The following is an 18,825-nucleotide window of genomic DNA, read 5'->3' on the forward strand; positions in this document are numbered from 1 at the left end:
AACATGAAACTGATCACCGCAATCGTCAAACCGTTCACACTCGAGGACGTCAAAACCGGGCTCGAGCAGGCGGGCGTGCTCGGCATGACTGTCAGCGAAGTGCAGGGTTACGGCCGCCAGAAGGGGCACACCGAGGTCTACCGCGGTGCCGAGTACTCCGTGGATTTCGTGCCCAAGGTTCGGGTCGAGGTGGTCGTCGACGACGCGTCCGTGGACAAGGTCGTCGAGGTGATCGTCGAGGCCTCCCGCACCGGCAAGATCGGTGACGGCAAGGTCTGGGTGACTCCGGTCGACACGATCATCCGGGTGCGGACCGGCGAACGCGGTACCGACGCTCTGTAACGAAGATCGATCGAGTGGCGGCCCCGCCTCCCACCGGAGCACCGGTCGGGGCGGGGCCGCGGCGTATGGATGGGTGGTGGGTTGTGGGTAGTAACGAGCACGACGGCAGAGCGGCCAACGGCGGCAAGGTATCCAATGGCGCGGCCGATCTGGTCCGCGCGCGAACCCAACTGCTCGACGGCGGTATGCCGCGCAACCCACGACTCGATGCCGAGTCCTTACGGCAGGCCCTCGTCGACCTCTACGAGCTGTGGCTTACCAGCAAGGGCACCGAACTAGGCATCACCAAGGACAGCGGCCTCGCCGTGGTCGCCGTCGGCGGGCTCGGCCGCCGGGAGATGCTGCCGTACTCCGATCTCGACCTGGTGCTGCTGCACGACGATGTCGACCCGGCCAGGGTCGCCGAGGTCGCCGACCAGCTCTGGTACCCGCTGTGGGACGCCCACATCAAGCTCGACCACAGCGTGCGGACCGTCCCGCAGGCGCTGCGGGTGGCCGCCGACGACCTGATCGCCGCGCTCGGCATGCTCGAGGCCAGGCACATCGTCGGCGATCACGACCTGAGCAACCTGCTGATCGGCGGGGTGCGCCGGGAGTGGCGGACCGGCATCCGGTCCCGGTTCGACGAGCTGATCGCCCAGGCCGAGGCGCGCTGGCAGCGCAGCGGCGAGATCGCGCATCGCGCCGAACCCGATTTGAAGAACGGGCGCGGCGGACTGCGCGACATCCAGTTGCTCGATGCCCTCGCCATCGCCCAATTGACCGATGCCATGCCGGGACTCGGCCCGGACGTGCCGGGAGGTGGCCTGAAACAAGCACATCGACGTTTGCTGGACGTTCGCACCGAGCTGCACCGGGTGGCCGGTCGAGCCCGTGACCAGCTACGAGCCCAGGATGCCGACGAGATCGGGGCGGCGCTGCGCATCGGTGACCGGTTCGATCTTGCCCGCACCCTGAGTGATTCCGCGCGGACGGTGAGCTACTCGGTGGATGTCGGATTGCGTACCGCGGCAAACGCTTTGCCGCGCCGCGGGCTGGCCCGCCTCCGTCGGATGCCCGTGCGCCGACCACTCGATGAGGGGGTGGTCGAGCACGCGGGGGAGGTGGTGCTGGCCAGGGATGCGCGGCCGCAGCGCGACCCCGGCCTCATCCTGCGGGTGGCGGCCGCGTCGGCACAGACGGGGCTGCCGATGTCGGCCACCACCCTCAACCGACTATCCGAAGACGCGCCCGAGCTACGCGAGCCGTGGCCCAAGGACGCGCTCAACGACCTGCTCGTGCTGCTCGGCGCGGGGCGCGGTGCCATCGATGCGATCGAGGCGCTCGATCGAACGGGCCTGTGGGGCAGGCTACTTCCGGAATGGGGAGCGGTGCGGGATCTGCCGCCACGCGACGCACTGCACACCTGGACCGTCGATCGTCATCTGATGGAGACGGTGTCCTACGCCAGCGCGATGAGCACCCGGGTCGCGCGGCCGGATCTGCTCGCCCTTGGCGCGCTGCTGCACGACATCGGCAAGGGGCGCGCGGGCGACCACAGCGTCGTCGGTGCCGAACTGGCCACCCACATCGGCCGCCGCCTCGGCCTGTGGCCGTCCGACGTGCGCACCCTCAGCGCCATCGTGCGCCACCACCTGCTACTCCCCGACACCGCGACCCGCCGCGACCTGGCCGACCCCGCCACCGTCCAGCACGTCGTCGACGCGCTCGGCGGCGATCCCGAACTTCTCGAACTGCTGCACAGCCTGGCCGAGGCCGATTCGCTGGCCACCGGTCCCGGTGTGTGGGGCGACTGGAAAGCCTCGCTGATCGGCGACCTCGTCCGGCGCTGCCGCCTGGTCATGGCGGGCGGCGAGCTGCCGACGCCGGAACCGATCGCGCCGGAACTGGTCGACAAGGCCAAGGCGGGCGGCGTGCACGTCGAGCTGAAGCCGGGGGAGGGCAAGTACATCTACACGGTCACCGTGATCGCGCCGGACAGCGCAGGCCTGCTCTCCGATGCCGCCGGGGTGCTCGCGCTGCACTCGCTACGTGTGCTCTCGGCCTCGCTCGGCGTCGAAGGTGATTCCGCCATCGACACTTTCGTGGTGACCCCGAAGTTCGGTGACCCGCCGGATGCGGGATTGTTGCGTCAGGAACTGATTCGCGCCATCGCCGGTGACCTGAACGTTCCCGCTGTGCTCACGAAACGCGAAGGCGAGGCGGGCGGCCTGGGGCCGAGCCAATACGCGCAGGCGCAGCCCCGGGTGCTCTGGTCAGATACCTCGGTGCCCGGGCAGGTGCTGCTGGAACTGCGGGCCGAGGACCGGATCGGAGTGCTGAGCAGACTCGCGGCCGCCTTGGCGGGCTGCGGTGCCGATGTCCGCTGGGCGAAGGTGGTCACCATGGGGTCCGCGGTCGTCGACACCTTCTGCCTCGACCTCGGCGCCGCGGACAGCCCGGACCGCAGGACGGACATCGAAAAGGCGATCCTGGCCGTCGTCCCGCGCCCGGCACCGAAGAAGCCCGCGGACGGCATGCCGGGGCCGGAGATCATCGGGTCCTGACCTTCGCTACCAAGTAACCAATCTGTTGCACATGATTTGCTGGAACCCATATCTCGAGGCTCCCTCACGTTCTAGTATCAGAGCGTCTGGCTATCGCTAGCATGAGGGGAGCACGTCGGTGGCAATTGAAGTTGTTTCGGCGTCGATGATGACGAGCGACGAAACCACGCATATGGCGCGGTGCGTCGGCGGGGATCGCTGGGTTGTTTCCTGGCTACCCGGTCGGACATTGACCGGACAGCAGGCTGTGACCGCCATGACCATCGCCTCCACGGTCGCCAACTCACGCATCCCCACCACCACGGAATGGGCCATCCTCGACGACCTGGCACTGGAACTGGGCTTGACCGCCCGCGAGGCGGTGTACATGGTGGCCAAGGAAAATCACGACTACCGCAAGACCGCCAAACCGCGTCGCCGTTCGCTGGAATAAGACCTGTTGTCAGCGTGGGAAATACAGCGACCGGGAAGCGAAATGCCCCGGTCGCTTTCCCGTGCGTTCCGTAGGGAGCGCTTGCGAGCCGTGAATGGGCGAGGCCGCCCCGTGCACAGACATGTCGGCTATCCCATTACCCTGGGAGGCAATTGACGTCCCCCGAGATCAGGAGCGCGATCGGTGTTCGAATCCCTGTCCGACCGGCTTACCGGTGCCCTCAAGGATCTGCGTGGTAAGGGGCGTCTGTCACCGGCCGACATCGACGCCACCTGTCGTGAGATCCGGCTTGCCCTGCTCGAGGCCGACGTCGCGCTGCCGGTGGTGCGCGGTTTCATCAACCGAATCAAGGAGCGCGCCAAGGGCGCCGAGGTCTCCGCGGCGCTGAATCCCGCGCAGCAGGTTGTCAAGATCGTCAACGAGGAACTCGTCGGGATCCTCGGCGGCGAGACCCGCAGGCTCACCCTGGCCAAGAACCCGCCGACCGTGATCATGCTCGCCGGTCTGCAGGGTGCCGGTAAGACGACCCTCGCGGGCAAGCTCGCCAAATGGCTGAAGGGACAAGGACATCAGCCGTTGCTGGTGGCCTGTGACCTGCAGCGCCCCGGCGCGGTCACCCAGCTGCAGGTGGTCGGCGAGCGCGCGGGTGTGCCCGTGTTCGCGCCGCACGGCGGCACCTCCATCGGCGGCGGCGAGAACGCGCTCGGCGTCAGCGCCGCCGACCCGGTCGAGGTCGCCCGCGGCGGTATCGAAGAGGCTCGCGCCAAGCAGTACGACGTGGTCATCGTCGACACCGCCGGCCGACTCGGCATCGATGAAGAACTGATGCGGCAGGCCGCGGGCATCCGCGACGCCGTGCAGCCGGACGAGACGCTGTTCGTGCTCGACGCGATGATCGGTCAGGACGCGGTCGCCACCGCGCAGGCCTTCCGCGACGGCGTCGGCTTCACCGGCGTCGTGCTCACCAAGCTCGACGGCGACGCCCGCGGTGGTGCGGCGCTGTCGGTGCGCGAGGTGACCGGCGCGCCGATCATGTTCGCCTCCACCGGTGAGAAGCTCGAAGACTTCGACGTCTTCCACCCGGACCGGATGGCCAGCCGCATCCTCGGCATGGGCGACGTACTCAGCCTGATCGAGCAGGCCGAGCAGATCTACGACCAGGAACAGGCCGAGGAAGCCGCCCGCAAGATCGGCAGCGGCGAGATGACGCTCGAGGACTTCCTCGATCAGATGCTCGCCATCCGCAAGATGGGCCCGATCGGCAACCTGCTCGGCATGCTGCCCGGCGCGGGCCAGATGAAGGACGCCCTCGCCGCCGTCGACGACAAGTCGCTGGACCGGGTGCAGGCCATCATCCGCGGCATGACCCCCGCCGAACGAGACAACCCGAAGATCATCAACGCCTCCCGCCGGCTGCGCATCGCCAACGGTTCCGGCGTCCAGGTCTCCGAGGTCAACCAGCTCGTCGACCGGTTCTTCGAGGCCAAGAAGATGATGGCGATGATGGGCCGCCAAATGGGCATGCCCGGCTCCCGCCGCGGCAACAACAAAAAAGGCAAGAAGGGCAAGAAGGGCGGCCGCGGGCCGACACCGCCGAAGGTGCGCGGTGGTCTGCCAGGCATGCCCGCGGGCATGCCCGGTCTCCCCGCCGGAATGCCGGACATCTCGAACATGCCCGCCGGCCTGGACCAGTTGCCCCCCGGCCTCGAAGGTTTCGACATCTCCAAGCTGAAGTTCCCCAAGAAGTAATCCCACCGCGGGACTTGTTCGCCGCGCACGAATTCGCCAGCTGTTTCGTGCGCGGCGAGCGGGTCGGTACGCGGCATCGTGCTGGACTGCCGCCGTTCGGGACAGTGGCGACTTCGCGCGGTCGCGCTGTCATGCAGGTGAAATGCGGAGGCTGTTATCGTCGGATCGGCGAGGTGACGACTGATTTCACGAGCACATGGGTAACTCGTCGGGGACCGGCTGACCTACCCCCTCGTTGCCGTCGGCCGCCAACGACACCAATGCGGCACCTAGGCCTGGCCTGAAGTCGCGGAGAGGCGGAACAGTGCATCTGCGGGGTGTGGTTCTCCCTGGGGAGGAAGTCCGCGACCTTTGGGTGCGGGATGGGCTGGTGTCGTTCGAGCCGGTTCCGGGTGCTGAAACACTGTGTCGCACAGGGTGGATCGTGCCGGGACTGGTCGACGCGCATTGCCATGTCGGGATCCGATATGGCGGGGGAGACGAGGATCGGGACGGGGCGATCGCGCAGGCCGAGACCGAACGAGACGTGGGCGCGCTGCTCTTGCGCGACGCCGGGTCGCCGATCGACACCCGGTTCATCGACGATCATGCGGAACTGCCCAGGATCATCCGTGCGGGCCGTCATATCGCCCGCCCCCGGCGCTACATCCGCGAGCTCGGCATCGAACTCGACGACGAACGCGATCTGCCGGAGATCGTCGCCGAGCAGGCCCGCTTCGGCGACGGGTGGGTGAAGATCGTCGGTGACTGGATCGACCGCTCCGCCGGCGACCTGCGGCCGCTCTGGAGCGACGCCATCCTCAAGGAGGCCATCGACGCCGCGCACGCCAACGGCGCCCGGGTCACCGCGCACGTCTTCGGCGAGGACGCGCTCCCCGGCCTGATCGACGCGGGCATCGACTGCCTCGAGCACGGCACCGGCCTCACCGACGACACCATCGAGATGATGGTCGAACACGGCACCGCCCTCGTGCCCACCCTGGTCAACATCGACACCTTCCCCGAAATCGCCGACAGCGCAGGCAAATTCCCCACCTACGCCGCGCACATGCGCGACCTGCACCGCCGCGTCCGCGGCACCGTCGCCAACGCCCATGACGCGGGCGTCCCTATCTTCGCGGGCACCGACGCGGGCGGCTCCATCCGCCACGGCCGCATCGCCGACGAAATCACCGCCCTATCCACGGCGGGCCTGTCCCCCCACGACGCCCTGGGCGCCGCCTCCTGGAACGCCCGAACCTGGCTAGGCCACCCCACCATCGAACCCGGCGCCCCCGCAGACTTCGTCGTCTACCAACAAGACCCCCGCACCACCCCCGAGATCCTGACCACCCCCTACGCCGTAATCCTGCGCGGCCGCCTCTACCCCCGCCACACCCCCGTCACCGCCCACCGCTAACGCGCCAACGCACCGAAGATCCGCACCCTCACTCGGGATCCGCACTCGCTCTAGGGCCCTATTCTCGGTGCGGATCCCGAGTGAGGGTGCGGATTTTGCGTACGGCGGGCGCGCGTATCGTCGGGCGGTATGAGCATTCGTCTCGGTTATCAGATGCCTAACTTCAGCTATGGACAGCCGGTTTCCGAGCTGTTTCCGACGGTGGTCGCGCAGGCCAGGGAGGCTGAGGCGGCGGGGTTCGACACCGTGTTCGTGATGGATCATTTCTATCAGTTGCCTGGTATCGGTACGCCGGAAGATCCGATGTTGGAGGCCTATACCGCGTTGTCCGGGATTGCCGCGGCTACTGAGCGAATTCAGTTGTCCGCCTTGGTGACCGGTAATACCTATCGTAATCCGGCGTTGCTCGCGAAGACCGTTACCACGCTCGATCTGGTCAGTGCGGGTCGCGCGATACTCGGCATCGGGGCGGGGTGGTTCGAGCTGGAGCATCAGTCCTATGGCTTCGAATTCGGTACCTTCACCGATCGTTTCGAGCGCCTCGACGAGGCGTTGCAGATCATCCAGCCGATGCTGCGCGGCAAGCACGCCACCTTCGACGGCAAGTGGTATCACACCGACAACGCGATCAACGAGCCTCGGCTGCGTGACGATCTGCCGATCCTGCTCGGCGGGTCGGGCGAGAAGAAGACCTTCGCGTTGGCCGCCCGCTTCGCCGACCATCTCAACATCATCTGCAATGCCTCGGAACTGCCGAAAAAGATGGCGGCACTGCACCAGCGCTGTGCCGAAGTCGGCCGCGATCCGTCCACCTTGGAGGTCAGTTACCTGTGCTTCCTGATGGTCGACGAGGACGGCGATCAAGCGCGCAAGGAACAGCGGGACATGCTGCGCGGCATCGGCGTCGATGTGGACGCGCTCTCCGAGGAAGAACGCAAGGAGAGCATCGCCGATCGGCAATTCGCCGGCTCGCCCGATGAGGTTGCCGAGCAGTTGCAGACCAGGGTCCTCGACCACGGCGTGCAGGGCATCATCGTCAACATGATCACCAACGGACATCAGTCCGGCGCGGTCGATCTCGCCGGACGCACGCTCGCTCCGCTGGTCCGTTGATCGTGGCAGCCCTGAAAACTGTTGGGGCGCGAAAACTTCAGAGCTCGATAGAATCGACCCTGTGACGACGACCACATCGCGGCGAGCGTCCTACGGCTTCGACGCGCCACCCATCATGCTCATGCTCGGCGTTCTGGCGATCGGCTTCCTGATCGCCGCGATCGCCAACGCGCTGGCAGGCAACACTGTACAAACGTGGCTGACCTTCGTGATCGGCCTCGTCATGGCCGCGCAGTTCGGACTGTTCCTGCATGCGACCCGCCGCGGCAAGTTCCGCGCGTGGGACGGCCTGCTCGACGATCTGGGACTGCGCGGCGATGAGCGACTGCTCGATCTGGGCTGCGGCCGCGGCGCGGTGCTGCTCGCCGCGGCGAAGCGGCTGCCGGAAGGGCGTGCGGTGGGCATCGATCTGTGGCGTTCGGTCGACCAGTCCGGCAACAGTATCGCCACCACCGAACGCAACGCTGTCGCCGAAAACGTCGCCGACCGCATCGAATTGCACACCGGCGACATGACCGCGCTGCCGTTCCGCGACGACGAATTCGATGTGATCGTCTCCAGTCTCGCCATCCACAACATCAAAGCGTCCGCGGGCCGGGCCGCCGCGGTACGTGAGGCGCTGCGCGTGCTGCGCCCCGGCGGGCATCTGGTACTGGTCGATATCGGCCGGACCGGCGAATACGAGACCACCCTCACCGCCAACGGCGCCCGAAGCCTCACCGCCCGTTCGCTCGGCTGGCAGCTGTGGTGGGGCGGGCCGTGGACGCAGACCCGCGCCCTCACCGCAGCGGCCCCGGCCGCGTAAGAGTTCTTCCGGTACCGATGAATTCGGTTGCCGCGCCGCGTCTTCTCCAGCAAAGGTTTCCGACCTGAGGAGCAACGATGCGGGATCTGATTGTCACCGAGAACATCACCCTCGACGGCGTGATCGAGGCCGCGGAATGGTTCAACGTGGCCAACGCGGCGGGGGTGGATCAGTCCGACATCACCGAGACGCTGAACGCGCACATGGCGGGTTCCGACGCGGTGCTGTTCGGGCGGGTCTCCTTCGAGCAGATGCGCGGGTACTGGCCAAACCAGACCGACGACACCAGCGGTGTCACCGACCACCTGAACATGGTGACGAAATACGTCGTATCCAGCACACTCGACGATCCCGAGTGGGCGAACACGGTGGTCCTGCGTTCGCTCGACGAGCTCCACGGAGTGAAGGACCAGCCGGGCAAGGACATCGTGGCGACCGGCAGCATCCAGCTTGTGCATGCACTCACCGCCACCGACCTGGTCGACGAGTATCGGCTGTTCATCTATCCGGTGGTCGAGGGCAAGGGCAGGCGGTTGTTCACCGAGGCGCTGGAGATTCCGGTGCTGCGACTCACCGAGACGCGCCCGTTCGATTCCGGGGTGGTTCTGCTTCGTTACCGCAGGTCATAGCCGTCGGATGAGGTTACTTTGGGAGCCGTATTCAAGACGGCCGACTGATCTCGGCAGGACATGGGTAACTCGTCGGGGACGGGCTAACTCACCTCTCCCTTCACCGTCGGCCGCCAGCGCTACAGGCGACGCACCTGAGTCTGGCCTGAAGTCGCGGAGAGGCGGGCAGGGCGATTTCAGGTGAACGCTGCCCGTCTGGCACAATGAACAACCGTCCTTCCGGACAAGTGTCAGCCCGTCTCCGGTTACGTACCGCGCGGCGGTCACACACTCCATGCGCTAAACCGGGCTCGCAGACCGTGCGGGTCGCTGAATTGCGCCGTGACCAACCTACGAAAGAGGCAGAACAAGCATGGCTGTTCGCATCAAGCTCACCCGCTTGGGCAAGATCCGCAACCCGCAGTACCGCATCGTCGTCGCCGACGCGCGCACCCGCCGGGACGGCCGGGCCATCGAGTCCATCGGCCTGTACCACCCGAAGGAAGAGCCGTCGCTCATCGAGATCGATTCCGAGCGCGCTCAGTACTGGCTGGGTGTCGGCGCGCAGCCGACCGAGCCTGTCCAGCGCCTGCTGGAGATCACCGGCGACTGGCAGAAGTTCAAGGGCCTGCCGGGCACCGAGGGCACGCTGAAGGTCAAGGCCGAGAAGACGTCCAAGCTGGACCTGTTCAACGCCGCGCTGGCCGCCGCCGACAACGCCCCGTCCGGCGAAGCCACCACCCCGAAGAAGAAGGCCGCCAAGAAGGAAGAGGCCGCCGAGGCGCCCGCCGCTGAGGCCGCCGAGTAATGAGTGCCGTTGTGGCCGATGCTGTCGAACATCTTGTTCGTGGCATCGTCGCCAATCCCGATGACGTCCGTGTCGAGCTGATCACCGGCCGCCGCGGACGCACCGTCGAGGTGCACGTGCACCCCGACGATCTGGGCAAGGTGATCGGTCGCGGTGGACGTACCGCGACCGCGCTGCGCACCCTCGTCGCCGGCATCGGCGGCCGGGGTATCCGGGTCGACGTGGTCGACACCGATCAGTAGATGGAACTTGTCGTAGGACGGGTCGCCAAGTCGCACGGCGTGCGCGGTGAACTGGTCGTCGAGATACGTACCGATGAGCCGGCGGCCCGGTTCGCGCCGGGCAACACGCTGCGCGGGCGGCTGGCGCGATCCAAGGAAGTCCGCGACTTCACCGTGGAGTCGGCCCGAGAGCACTCGGGCCGGCTTCTGGTGTTTCTCACCGGCGTCGGCGACCGGGACTCGGCCGACGCACTGCGCGGCACGCTGTTCTTCGTGGACAGCGAGGACCTGCCGCCGTCCGGCGACCCGGACGAATACTACGACCACGAACTCGAGGGGCTGACCGTTCAGCTCACCGACGCCACCGTGGTCGGCACCGTGCGCGAAGTGCTGCATTCCGCTGCGGGAGAGCTGCTTTCGGTGCAGGCCGCCGATGACGGCCGGGAGATCCTGATCCCGTTCGTGAACGCCATCGTGCCCACCGTGTCGCTTGCGGACCGGCTGATCGTCATCGATCCGCCCGAAGGCCTCCTCGACCCGGAATAAGTGGGTCGGCACCCGGTCGGTGACCGGGGTCTTGCGCCTACCCGGCCGACGTATACCTACTCGATGTCCCGCAGAGCACGGGGGATTACATGAAACTCGATGTCGTCACGATCTTTCCGGAATACCTGGAACCGTTGCGAACCGCGTTGCTGGGCAAGGCAATCGATAAAGGCCTGATCTCCCTCGACGTGCACGATCTGCGCGGCTGGACCCACGACGTGCACAAGTCCGTCGACGACTCGCCCTATGGCGGGGGACCGGGCATGGTCATGAAGCCCACCGTATGGGGCGACGCACTCGATGAGGTCTGCCCCGACGACGCACTGCTCGTCGTCCCCACGCCCGCCGGCGTCCCGTTCACCCAGGAAACCGCCCACCGCTGGGCCGCCGAGGACCACCTCGTGTTCGCCTGCGGCCGCTACGAAGGCATCGATCAACGCGTCTTCGACGACGCCGCCCGACGCGTCCGCGTCGAAGAGGTCAGCATCGGCGACTACGTCCTGATCGGCGGCGAGGCGGCCGTCCTCGTGATGACCGAGGCCGTAGTCCGCCTGCTGCCCGGCGTGCTCGGCAATCAGCAATCCCACCAAGAGGATTCGTTCTCCGACGGCCTCCTCGAGGGCCCCAGCTACACCCGCCCCGTCACCTGGCGCGACCTCGAGGTCCCCCCGGTCCTGCTCTCCGGCGATCACGCGAAGGTCGCCGCCTGGCGCCGCGAACAATCCCTCGCACGCACCCGAGCCCGCCGCCCCGACCTGCTCCCCGAGGCGGACCACTAACCCTCAGGGAAGCAAACCGTGGCGGCGCGCCGTGACGACGGCCTCGTGGCGGGAGTGCGCGTCCAGTTTCGTCATGGCGTTGCGGAGATAACTCTTCACGGTCTCGGGGGCGAGCGAGAGACGTTGGGCGGCTTCCTGATTGGTGCAACCCAGGGCGATTTGAGACAGCACGTCCAGTTCACGGCGCGAGAGGCGGGGCGCATCCGGAAGCGGGTCGCCGACCATCACCCGGATCAGGCGTTCGCAGACGGTGTGCAGGCGGCTACGGAGCTGGTCATCGCCGGCGGACCGGGCCATGCCGCGGAGTTCAGCGTGGATATCGCGGAGTTCCTCGGAGACGGCGGGGACCGTGTCGGAGGTGGGGATGGTCGTCTCTAGCAGGCGCAGGCGGCGGTCCACCTCGTCGCGGATGGTGATTTCGGCCGCGAGGCGGCGACCGGCCTGCACGACCAGGTCGGCGGTGCGGTCGCCGAGCGGGCTCGCGCTGCGGGTGGCGGCGTAGAGGACGGCGCGGGAGCGTTTGTCGACGACCACCGGGACGGCCACGATCGAGCGGAGTCCTTCGCCGGAGACCGGGCCGTCGTAGTGGTGGGTGATGCTGGAGGTATTGACGTAGTCGGTGACCGAGGCGGGGCGCCCGGAATCCATCACCCGGCCGCCGAGGCCCGAGGTGCGCAGCACGGAAAGGCCGCGCAGGCCGTTGGTGAACGTGCCGACGAATTCCGACAGCAACAGCGCGTCGTCGTGTACTTCCCCGCCGAACGCCACCGGCACCCCGGCCGCGCCCGCTACCCAGCGGATCTCGGCGCGCAACGCGTCCGCGTCACGCGGTCGCAGCAGTGCGGGGTGGATCATGACTCCACCTCGCTGGCGCTCGGCTCCGTCATGCCCCAGGGCGGGCTGCATCATGACTCCCTCGCTGCGCTCGGTCATGGGACTCACCCCTTTTCGGGGGTAGTAGCGGACTCGGTGTGACCCACATCCTATTGGGTGAGCTGGATCACGATGAGGAGTGGCGAAGATGGGTACCGACCTGAATCCCCGGGTGCGCGAACTGCTGGGCATGTACGACCGGCCCGACGCGTCCGCGGCGGACCTACTGTGCGATCGGCATCCGGCGGACAGCATCGCCTTCACCATCATCGAGCGCGATCTGTCCTCGATCGATCTCACCTACGGCGAGCTGCGCGAGCGGTCGACTCGCTTCGCCGCGGGGTTGGCGGAACTCGGGGTCCGGCAGCATGATCGGGTCGCGACGTTAATGACGAAGTCCACCGACCTGGTGGTGGCGTTGCTCGGAATCTGGCGTCTCGGGGCGGTGCATGTTCCGCTGTTCACCGCGTTCGCCCCGCCCGCCATCGCGTTCCGTCTGGACGCGAGCGGCACGTCGATCGTCATCGCCGATGCCGATCAGGCACCCAAGCTGGCCCCCGGCCCGGATATGCCCGCCGACGCGTCGTGGCAGGTCATCGTCAGCGGTGACGCGCCCGAGGGCACGCTGGGCATGGCGGACCTGCTTGCCGACGACTCACCCGGTGCGCCGGTCGCGGTGGGTGGTGACGGACTGCTGGTCGAGCTGTTCACCAGTGGCACCACCGGAACCCCGAAGGGCGTGCCGATTCCGCTGCGCGCGCTGGCGTCGTTCCAGGCGTATCAAGAGTTCGCCCTGGACGTTCGCGCGGATGACGTGTTCTGGAACGCGGCCGATCCGGGCTGGGCCTACGGCCTCTACTGGGCGATCATGGCCCCGCTGGCCAGCGGCGTCCGCAGCATCCTGTTGCACGCCGCGTTCTCGCCGACGCTCACCTGGCAGGTGCTGGAACGCTTCGGCGTCACCAACTTCACCGCCGCCCCGACGGTGTATCGCGCACTGCGTGCCGACCGGACCGCACCGCACCTGCATGCCACGTTGCGGCGCGCCTCCTCCGCGGGGGAGCCGCTGACCCCCGAGGTCGTCGCCTGGTCGCTGGAGCATCTCGGCGTCGCCGTGCGCGACCACTACGGGCAGACCGAGCACGGCATGCTCATCTGTAACTCCTGGCACGAGGCGCTCGACGCCGACGTCCCCGCGGGCTCGATGGGCCGATCGCTGCCCGGCTGGACCTGTGCGGTGCTGGCCGACAACGCCGACACCGTCGCGCCGACCGGTGAGCTCGGCCGCGTCGCCATCGACACCGAGAACAGTCCACTGCTGTGGTTCCTCGGCTACCTCGATGCCCCGGAACGCACCGCCCAGCGCTACACCGCGGACGGACGGTGGTACCTGACCGGCGACGCGGGCTCGCAGGACGAGAACGGCTGCTTCCGTTTCTCCGCCCGCGACGACGACGTGATCATCATGTCCGGCTACCGTATCGGCCCGTTCGAGGTGGAGAGTGTGCTCTTGCTGCACGAGCAGGTCGCCGAGGCGGCCGTCGTCGGCATGCCGGACGAACTGCGCGGCGAGGTGCTGGAGGCCTTCGTGGTGGTGCGCGACGGATCCGCGGTCGGCACCCGGCTCGAGGCCGAGTTGCAGGATCTGGTGAAGAAGAAGTTCGCCGCGCACGCCTACCCGCGCACGGTGCACTTCCTCACCGAGCTGCCGAAGACGCCGAGCGGCAAGGTGCAACGATTCGTGCTGCGGCAGCGGGGAAACAAGTGATGTCGAACCCGAGCTATGCGTCCGGCACCTCGGACACGCCGCTACTGGGTGACACCATCGGCGGCAACCTCGACCGCGCCGTCGCCGCCTTCGCGGGCCGGGAGGCGTTGGTGGACAAGGCTTCCGGTCGGCGCTGGACCTATCGCGAGCTCGGTGCCGCGATCGACGCGATGGCAACCGGCCTGGCCGCGCGCGGCATCGGGAAGGGCGACCGGGTCGGCGTCTGGGCGCCGAACTGTGCCGAGTGGTTCTTCGTGCAGTACGCGACGGCGAAGATCGGCGCGATCCTGGTCAATATCAACCCGGCCTATCGCACCAGCGAGCTGGAATACGTGCTGCGCCAGGCGGGCGTGCGGGTGCTGGTCGCGGCGCCGGAGTTCAAGACGTCGAACTATGTCGCGATGATCGAGGAGGTCCGGCCGAACTGTCCCAAGCTGGACCAGGTGCTGGTGCTCGGCACCCCGGAGTGGGAAGCGCTGGCGCGGACGGCGATCGATGCGGACCGCTTGGCTGTGCTCGCGGCGGAGCTATCCATCGATGATCCGATCAACATCCAATACACTTCGGGCACAACGGGTTTCCCCAAGGGTGCCACACTGAGCCATCACAACATCCTGAACAACGGCTTCTTCGTCGGCGAGCTGTGCGGCTACACCGACCAGGACCGGATCTGCGTGCCGGTGCCGTTCTATCACTGCTTCGGCATGGTCATGGGCAACCTGGCCAGCACGAGTCACGGTGCGACAGTGGTGATCCCGGCACCGGCCTTCGATCCGAAGGCGACACTGGCCGCCGTCGAGTCCGAACGGTGCACCTCGCTCTACGGCGTGCCGACCATGTTCATTGCCCTGCTCACCGAATTGGATTCCGCCACACCGGATCTGTCGAGCCTGCGCACCGGCATCATGGCGGGTTCGCCCTGCCCCGTCGAGGTGATGAAGCGGGTGATCGACCGGCTCGGCATGCACGAGGTGTGCATCTGTTACGGCATGACCGAAACCTCGCCGGTCTCCACCCAGACCCGCCGCGACGACGGCATCGACCGGCGCACCGCCACCGTCGGCCGGGTCGGCCCGCACCTCGAGGTCAAAATCGTGGACCCCGCAACGGGTCTCACGATGCCGCGCGGCGAGCCGGGCGAACTCTGCACCCGCGGCTACTCGGTGATGCTCGGCTACTGGAACGACGAGGCAAGGACCGCCGAGGCCATCGACGCGGCCCAGTGGATGCACACCGGCGACATCGGCGTGATGGACGACGACGGCTACCTGGCGATCACCGGCCGGATCAAGGACATGGTCATCCGCGGCGGCGAGAACGTCTACCCGCGCGAGATCGAGGAATTCCTCTACACCCACCCCGACATCCTGGACGCCCAGGTGATCGGCGTGCCCGACCCGAAGTACGGCGAGGAACTGATGGCCTGGGTCCGGATGCGCGAGGGCGCGCCGCCGTTGGACGCCACCGCCGTCCGCGAGTTCTGCGCGGGCAAGCTGGCGCACTTCAAGATTCCGCGCTATGTGCACGTGGTGGACGATTTTCCGATGACCGTCACGGGCAAGATCCGCAAGGCCGAAATGCGCGAGCTGTCCCGAGCGCTGCTCGGGTTGCCGGACGAGACCTGATATCGGGTGCCCCGATTAATGTGGTCATGTGACTTGCTGATGTAACACATAGGGTGAGACAAGGTCGTTCGTCGGGGATCTGATTTTATCTGGTCGCGAAAGGTCTAATATGTCAATCGGTTCGTTTTCACGTGTCCTGTCCTGTGTAATCGCCAGTGCCGCACCACTGCTCGCGCTCGCACCGGCGGCCGTCGCCGCGCCGGACAGTCCGTACAGCTGCTCGGGTCTATATCTCACCAGCGATGGCTCCGCAGAAGTGGAATCATGCATTTACGCGGAGAACGGTGTGCCGAGGGCATTCGGTGGACTCAATATCAAAAATGATTCCATCAACAATAAGAATTGCACCATGGTCGTTACGGTCGTAGATAAAGACGCTTATGCCGGCGGTGGCACCAATGAACAAATCGCCACCAGCGGTCCGTTCCCCTGCCTGAACGGCAGGTACCCCTCGCCGCCATTGACGGTGGACGCGGCATTCGCCAAGCCGGGGCATCGGTATGTCAGCTTCACCGCTGTCACCAAGAACGGTCAGACGTTCAGTCCTATCTACAGCCCGGAACTGGTCCTGCAGTAAGCGATTCGGCACATGCGCAGGAATTATCGAACCCGGTCGAGCGTGCTCGGCCGGGTTCGGCGCGTCCCGGGGTACGGGCGGCGGACGCGGCCGGACCAGCCGATGATGCGGCACGCGCGACCCGGTTCCACTGGGTGCGAGCCTCATGTCAGGCGGTCCCGGTAGTGTCTCCGGACGTGACGACAGCGCCCGAGACCGTTAGTGCAGAGTCCGACCCCGCCGTGCTTCCACCCGTGACGTCCGCCGGTGTCGCGAGCCAGGCCAGCGTGAACCGTCGCATCGCCGACGAGCTCGCGGTGCGGGAGAGCCAGGTGCGTGCCACCGTCGAGCTGATCGACGGCGGCTCGACCGTGCCGTTCATCGCGCGATACCGCAAGGAGGTCACCGGCGGTCTCGACGACGCGCAGCTGCGCCTACTGGACGAGCGCCTGCACTACATTCGCGAACTCGACGAGCGCCGCGGCGCGATCCTCGAATCCATCCGTGGCCAGGGCAAACTCGACGACGCGCTGCACCAGCAGATCATGCTCGCCGAGACGAAGGCCCGGCTCGAGGACATCTACCTGCCGTACAAGCCGAAACGACGCACCAAGGCGCAGATCGCGCGCGAGGCGGGCCACGAACCGGTCGCCGACGCGCTCATCAACGACCCGACCACCGATCCCGCGCAGTACAACGCCGAGCAGCTCGACGGCGCGCGGTCGATCCTGGTCGAGCGGTTCGCCGAGGACGCCGACCTGGTCGGTGAGCTGCGCGAGCTGATGTGGAACCGGGGTCAGGTCAAGTCGACCGTGCGCCCGGGCAAGGAAGAGGCGGGCGCCAAGTTCGCCGACTACTTCGAATTCGACGAGCCGTTCACCAAGCTGCCCTCGCACCGGATCCTCGCGCTGCTGCGCGGCGAGAAGGAAGACGTGCTCTCGCTGCACCTCGAGCCGGACACCCAAGAGCTCGAGCCGGGCGAGCGGTCCATCTACGAGGGCCGGATCGCGATCAAGTTCAACATCGCCGAGAAGGGCCGCGCCGCGGATTCGTGGCTGCTGGACACCGTGCGCTGGGCATGGCGGACCAAACTGCAAGTGAGCCTTGGCATCGACACCAGGATGCGGCTGCGGCAGGCCGCCGAGAAGGACGCCGTCGACGTGTTCGCGGCGAACCTGCGCGACCTGCTGCTCGCCGCGCCGGCCGGCACCCGCACCACCATGGGCCTCGATCCCGGCTACCGGACCGGCGTGAAGGTGGCCGTCGTCGACGCCACCGGCAAGGCAGTCGCCACCGAGGTGATCTACCCGCACAAGCCGCAGGGACAGACCGAGAAGTCCCTCGCCGTGCTCGGCGCGCTGGTCGCCCGGTTCGGGGTCGAGCTCATCGCCATCGGCAACGGCACCGCGTCACGGGAAACCGATGCCCTTGCCACCGAGCTGATCTCGCGCATTCCGGAGAACAAGCCGACCAAGATCGTGGTGTCCGAGGCGGGCGCGTCGGTCTACTCCGCGTCGGCGTACGCCACCCAGGAACTGCCGGACATGGACGTGTCGCTGCGCGGCGCCGTGTCCATCGCGCGCCGCCTGCAGGATCCGCTCGCCGAGCTGGTGAAGATCGATCCGAAGTCGATCGGCGTCGGCCAGTACCAGCACGACGTGTCTGAGACCCTGCTGGCGCGTTCGCTGGGCGCGGTGGTCGAGGACGCGGTGAACGCCGTCGGCGTCGACGTCAACACGGCCTCGGTGCCGCTGCTGTCGCGGGTCTCCGGCATCGCCGGGTCGGTCGCGGAAAGCATTGTCGCGCACCGAGATCAGCACGGTCCGTTCCGCAGCCGGACCGCGCTGCTCGAGGTGCCGCGGCTCGGCCCGAAGGCGTTCGAGCAGTGCGCGGGCTTCCTGCGGATCCGCGGCGGCGACGACCCGCTGGACACCTCCTCGGTGCACCCCGAGGCCTACCCGGTGGTCCGGCGGATCATGGAATCGACCGGACGCGACATCACCGAGGTCATCGGCAACACCACCGTGCTGCGCGCGCTGCGCGCCGACGAGTTCACCGACGAACGCTTTGGTGTGCCGACGGTGACCGACATCATCACCGAGCTCGAGAAGCCGGGCCGCGACCCGCGACCGGAGTTCAAGACCGCGGAATTCGCCGCGGGCGTGGAGAAGGTCGCCGACCTGGAGCCGGGCATGGTGCTCGAAGGGGTGGTCACGAACGTCGCCGCCTTCGGCGCGTTCGTCGATATCGGCGTGCACCAGGACGGTCTCGTGCACGTATCGGCCATGTCGCACAACTTCATCAAGGATCCGCGCGAGGTGGTGAACACCGGCGACGTGGTCAAGGTGAAGGTGCTCGAGGTCGATGTCGCCAGGCAGCGCATCGGGCTGTCGCTGCGGCTGGACGACGAGCCGGGCGCCACCGCGAAGGGCGAGCGGGGCGAAAACCGGCAGCGTGGACAAGGTGATCGCAAGGGCGGCGCGCCCGAGCGGCAGAATGGACAGGGCAAGAACCAGCAGGGCCGGAATCCTGGGCAACGGACTCAGGGCCAAGGCCAGGCGCACGGCGGCGGCAACCAACGCCGCAACGCGCCCGCGCCGACCGGTTCGATGGCGGACGCGTTGCGCCGGGCCGGTTTCGGACAGTAGGTCGGA

General features: G+C 67.3%; 17 protein-coding genes. 16 read left to right on the plus strand and 1 reads right to left on the minus strand.

The window, feature by feature from the left end; genetic code table 11:
- The first annotated feature begins 3 nt into the window (after positions 1-3).
- The 12 genes from ACIBCN_RS15530 (at position 4) to trmD (ending at position 11,349) form a co-directional block, all read left to right on the plus strand.
- Positions 4-342, plus strand: a complete 339-nt coding sequence (locus ACIBCN_RS15530) for a P-II family nitrogen regulator (protein WP_040737447.1) — start codon at positions 4-6, stop codon at positions 340-342.
- Positions 343-407: 65 nt separating this feature from the next.
- Positions 408-2,888, plus strand: coding sequence for a [protein-PII] uridylyltransferase (locus ACIBCN_RS15535; RefSeq protein WP_396992207.1), 2,481 nt, complete (start codon positions 408-410; stop codon positions 2,886-2,888).
- Positions 2,889-3,006: 118 nt separating this feature from the next.
- Positions 3,007-3,321, plus strand: coding sequence for a hypothetical protein (locus tag ACIBCN_RS15540; protein WP_357378324.1), 315 nt, complete (start codon positions 3,007-3,009; stop codon positions 3,319-3,321).
- Between the two features lie 183 nt (positions 3,322-3,504).
- Positions 3,505-5,070, plus strand: a complete 1,566-nt coding sequence (gene ffh, locus ACIBCN_RS15545) for a signal recognition particle protein (protein WP_396992208.1) — start codon at positions 3,505-3,507, stop codon at positions 5,068-5,070.
- A gap of 304 nt (positions 5,071-5,374) precedes the next feature.
- The gene (locus tag ACIBCN_RS15550) at positions 5,375-6,469 is read left to right on the plus strand and encodes an amidohydrolase family protein (protein WP_396992209.1); all 1,095 of its coding nucleotides are present in this window, start codon (positions 5,375-5,377) and stop codon (positions 6,467-6,469) included.
- A gap of 129 nt (positions 6,470-6,598) precedes the next feature.
- Entirely contained in the window at positions 6,599-7,582 is a 984-nt protein-coding gene (locus tag ACIBCN_RS15555; RefSeq protein WP_396992210.1) for an LLM class F420-dependent oxidoreductase, read from the plus strand.
- A gap of 115 nt (positions 7,583-7,697) precedes the next feature.
- Complete coding sequence (locus ACIBCN_RS15560) at positions 7,698-8,387, plus strand: class I SAM-dependent methyltransferase (protein ID WP_396992575.1); 690 nt, start codon at positions 7,698-7,700, stop codon at positions 8,385-8,387.
- A 77-nt stretch (positions 8,388-8,464) separates the two neighbouring features.
- Positions 8,465-9,016, plus strand: coding sequence for a dihydrofolate reductase family protein (locus ACIBCN_RS15565; RefSeq protein WP_396992211.1), 552 nt, complete (start codon positions 8,465-8,467; stop codon positions 9,014-9,016).
- A 352-nt stretch (positions 9,017-9,368) separates the two neighbouring features.
- On the plus strand, positions 9,369-9,803 hold the full coding sequence (gene rpsP / locus ACIBCN_RS15570) for a 30S ribosomal protein S16 (RefSeq protein ID WP_396992212.1): 435 nt from the start codon (positions 9,369-9,371) through the stop codon (positions 9,801-9,803).
- On the plus strand, positions 9,803-10,045 hold the full coding sequence (locus ACIBCN_RS15575; RefSeq protein ID WP_011210690.1) for an RNA-binding protein: 243 nt from the start codon (positions 9,803-9,805) through the stop codon (positions 10,043-10,045). The genes rpsP and ACIBCN_RS15575 overlap by 1 nt, the downstream gene beginning before the upstream one ends.
- Complete coding sequence (gene rimM, locus ACIBCN_RS15580; RefSeq protein WP_396992213.1) at positions 10,046-10,570, plus strand: ribosome maturation factor RimM; 525 nt, start codon at positions 10,046-10,048, stop codon at positions 10,568-10,570.
- Positions 10,571-10,659: 89 nt separating this feature from the next.
- Complete coding sequence (trmD, locus tag ACIBCN_RS15585; RefSeq protein WP_396992214.1) at positions 10,660-11,349, plus strand: tRNA (guanosine(37)-N1)-methyltransferase TrmD; 690 nt, start codon at positions 10,660-10,662, stop codon at positions 11,347-11,349.
- Positions 11,350-11,352: 3 nt separating this feature from the next.
- On the opposite strand, the gene ACIBCN_RS15590 is transcribed toward trmD, so the two are convergent.
- Positions 11,353-12,204, minus strand: a complete 852-nt coding sequence (locus ACIBCN_RS15590) for a LuxR C-terminal-related transcriptional regulator (protein ID WP_396992576.1) — start codon at positions 12,202-12,204, stop codon at positions 11,353-11,355.
- A 166-nt stretch (positions 12,205-12,370) separates the two neighbouring features.
- Between ACIBCN_RS15590 and ACIBCN_RS15595 the strand changes: the two genes are divergently transcribed.
- The 4 genes from ACIBCN_RS15595 to ACIBCN_RS15610 all read left to right on the plus strand — a co-directional run bounded on the left by ACIBCN_RS15595 (position 12,371) and on the right by ACIBCN_RS15610 (position 18,819).
- The gene (locus ACIBCN_RS15595) at positions 12,371-13,990 is read left to right on the plus strand and encodes an AMP-binding protein (RefSeq protein ID WP_396992215.1); all 1,620 of its coding nucleotides are present in this window, start codon (positions 12,371-12,373) and stop codon (positions 13,988-13,990) included.
- A complete protein-coding gene (locus tag ACIBCN_RS15600; protein ID WP_396992217.1) occupies positions 13,990-15,615 on the plus strand; it encodes an AMP-binding protein in 1,626 nt (541 codons plus the stop codon). Before ACIBCN_RS15595 ends, ACIBCN_RS15600 begins: the two co-directional genes overlap by 1 nt.
- 109 nt (positions 15,616-15,724) lie before the next feature.
- Positions 15,725-16,192, plus strand: a complete 468-nt coding sequence (locus ACIBCN_RS15605; protein ID WP_396992218.1) for a hypothetical protein — start codon at positions 15,725-15,727, stop codon at positions 16,190-16,192.
- A gap of 233 nt (positions 16,193-16,425) precedes the next feature.
- Positions 16,426-18,819 (plus strand): Tex family protein, encoded by a 2,394-nt coding sequence (locus tag ACIBCN_RS15610; RefSeq protein WP_396992219.1) that lies wholly within the window; start codon positions 16,426-16,428, stop codon positions 18,817-18,819.
- Positions 18,820-18,825: the final 6 nt, after the last annotated feature.

The organism is Nocardia sp. NPDC051052, assembly GCF_044456045.1.
In the GTDB taxonomy this organism is placed as follows: domain Bacteria; phylum Actinomycetota; class Actinomycetes; order Mycobacteriales; family Mycobacteriaceae; genus Nocardia.

What these genes read in the sequence shown, in the direction of transcription:
- ACIBCN_RS15530 (WP_040737447.1), top strand. Translation starts at nt 4, where the DNA reads ATGAAACTGATCACCGCAATCGTCAAACCGTTCACACTCGAGGACGTC.
- ACIBCN_RS15535 (WP_396992207.1), top strand. Translation starts at nt 408, where the DNA reads ATGGATGGGTGGTGGGTTGTGGGTAGTAACGAGCACGACGGCAGAGCG.
- ACIBCN_RS15555 (WP_396992210.1), top strand. Translation starts at nt 6,599, where the DNA reads ATGAGCATTCGTCTCGGTTATCAGATGCCTAACTTCAGCTATGGACAG.
- ACIBCN_RS15560 (WP_396992575.1), top strand. Translation starts at nt 7,698, where the DNA reads ATGCTCATGCTCGGCGTTCTGGCGATCGGCTTCCTGATCGCCGCGATC.
- ACIBCN_RS15565 (WP_396992211.1), top strand. Translation starts at nt 8,465, where the DNA reads ATGCGGGATCTGATTGTCACCGAGAACATCACCCTCGACGGCGTGATC.
- rpsP (WP_396992212.1), top strand. Translation starts at nt 9,369, where the DNA reads ATGGCTGTTCGCATCAAGCTCACCCGCTTGGGCAAGATCCGCAACCCG.
- ACIBCN_RS15575 (WP_011210690.1), top strand. Translation starts at nt 9,803, where the DNA reads ATGAGTGCCGTTGTGGCCGATGCTGTCGAACATCTTGTTCGTGGCATC.
- rimM (WP_396992213.1), top strand. Translation starts at nt 10,046, where the DNA reads ATGGAACTTGTCGTAGGACGGGTCGCCAAGTCGCACGGCGTGCGCGGT.
- trmD (WP_396992214.1), top strand. Translation starts at nt 10,660, where the DNA reads ATGAAACTCGATGTCGTCACGATCTTTCCGGAATACCTGGAACCGTTG.
- ACIBCN_RS15590 (WP_396992576.1), bottom strand. Translation starts at nt 12,204, where the DNA reads ATGATCCACCCCGCACTGCTGCGACCGCGTGACGCGGACGCGTTGCGC.
- ACIBCN_RS15595 (WP_396992215.1), top strand. Translation starts at nt 12,371, where the DNA reads ATGGGTACCGACCTGAATCCCCGGGTGCGCGAACTGCTGGGCATGTAC.
- ACIBCN_RS15600 (WP_396992217.1), top strand. Translation starts at nt 13,990, where the DNA reads ATGTCGAACCCGAGCTATGCGTCCGGCACCTCGGACACGCCGCTACTG.
- ACIBCN_RS15605 (WP_396992218.1), top strand. Translation starts at nt 15,725, where the DNA reads ATGTCAATCGGTTCGTTTTCACGTGTCCTGTCCTGTGTAATCGCCAGT.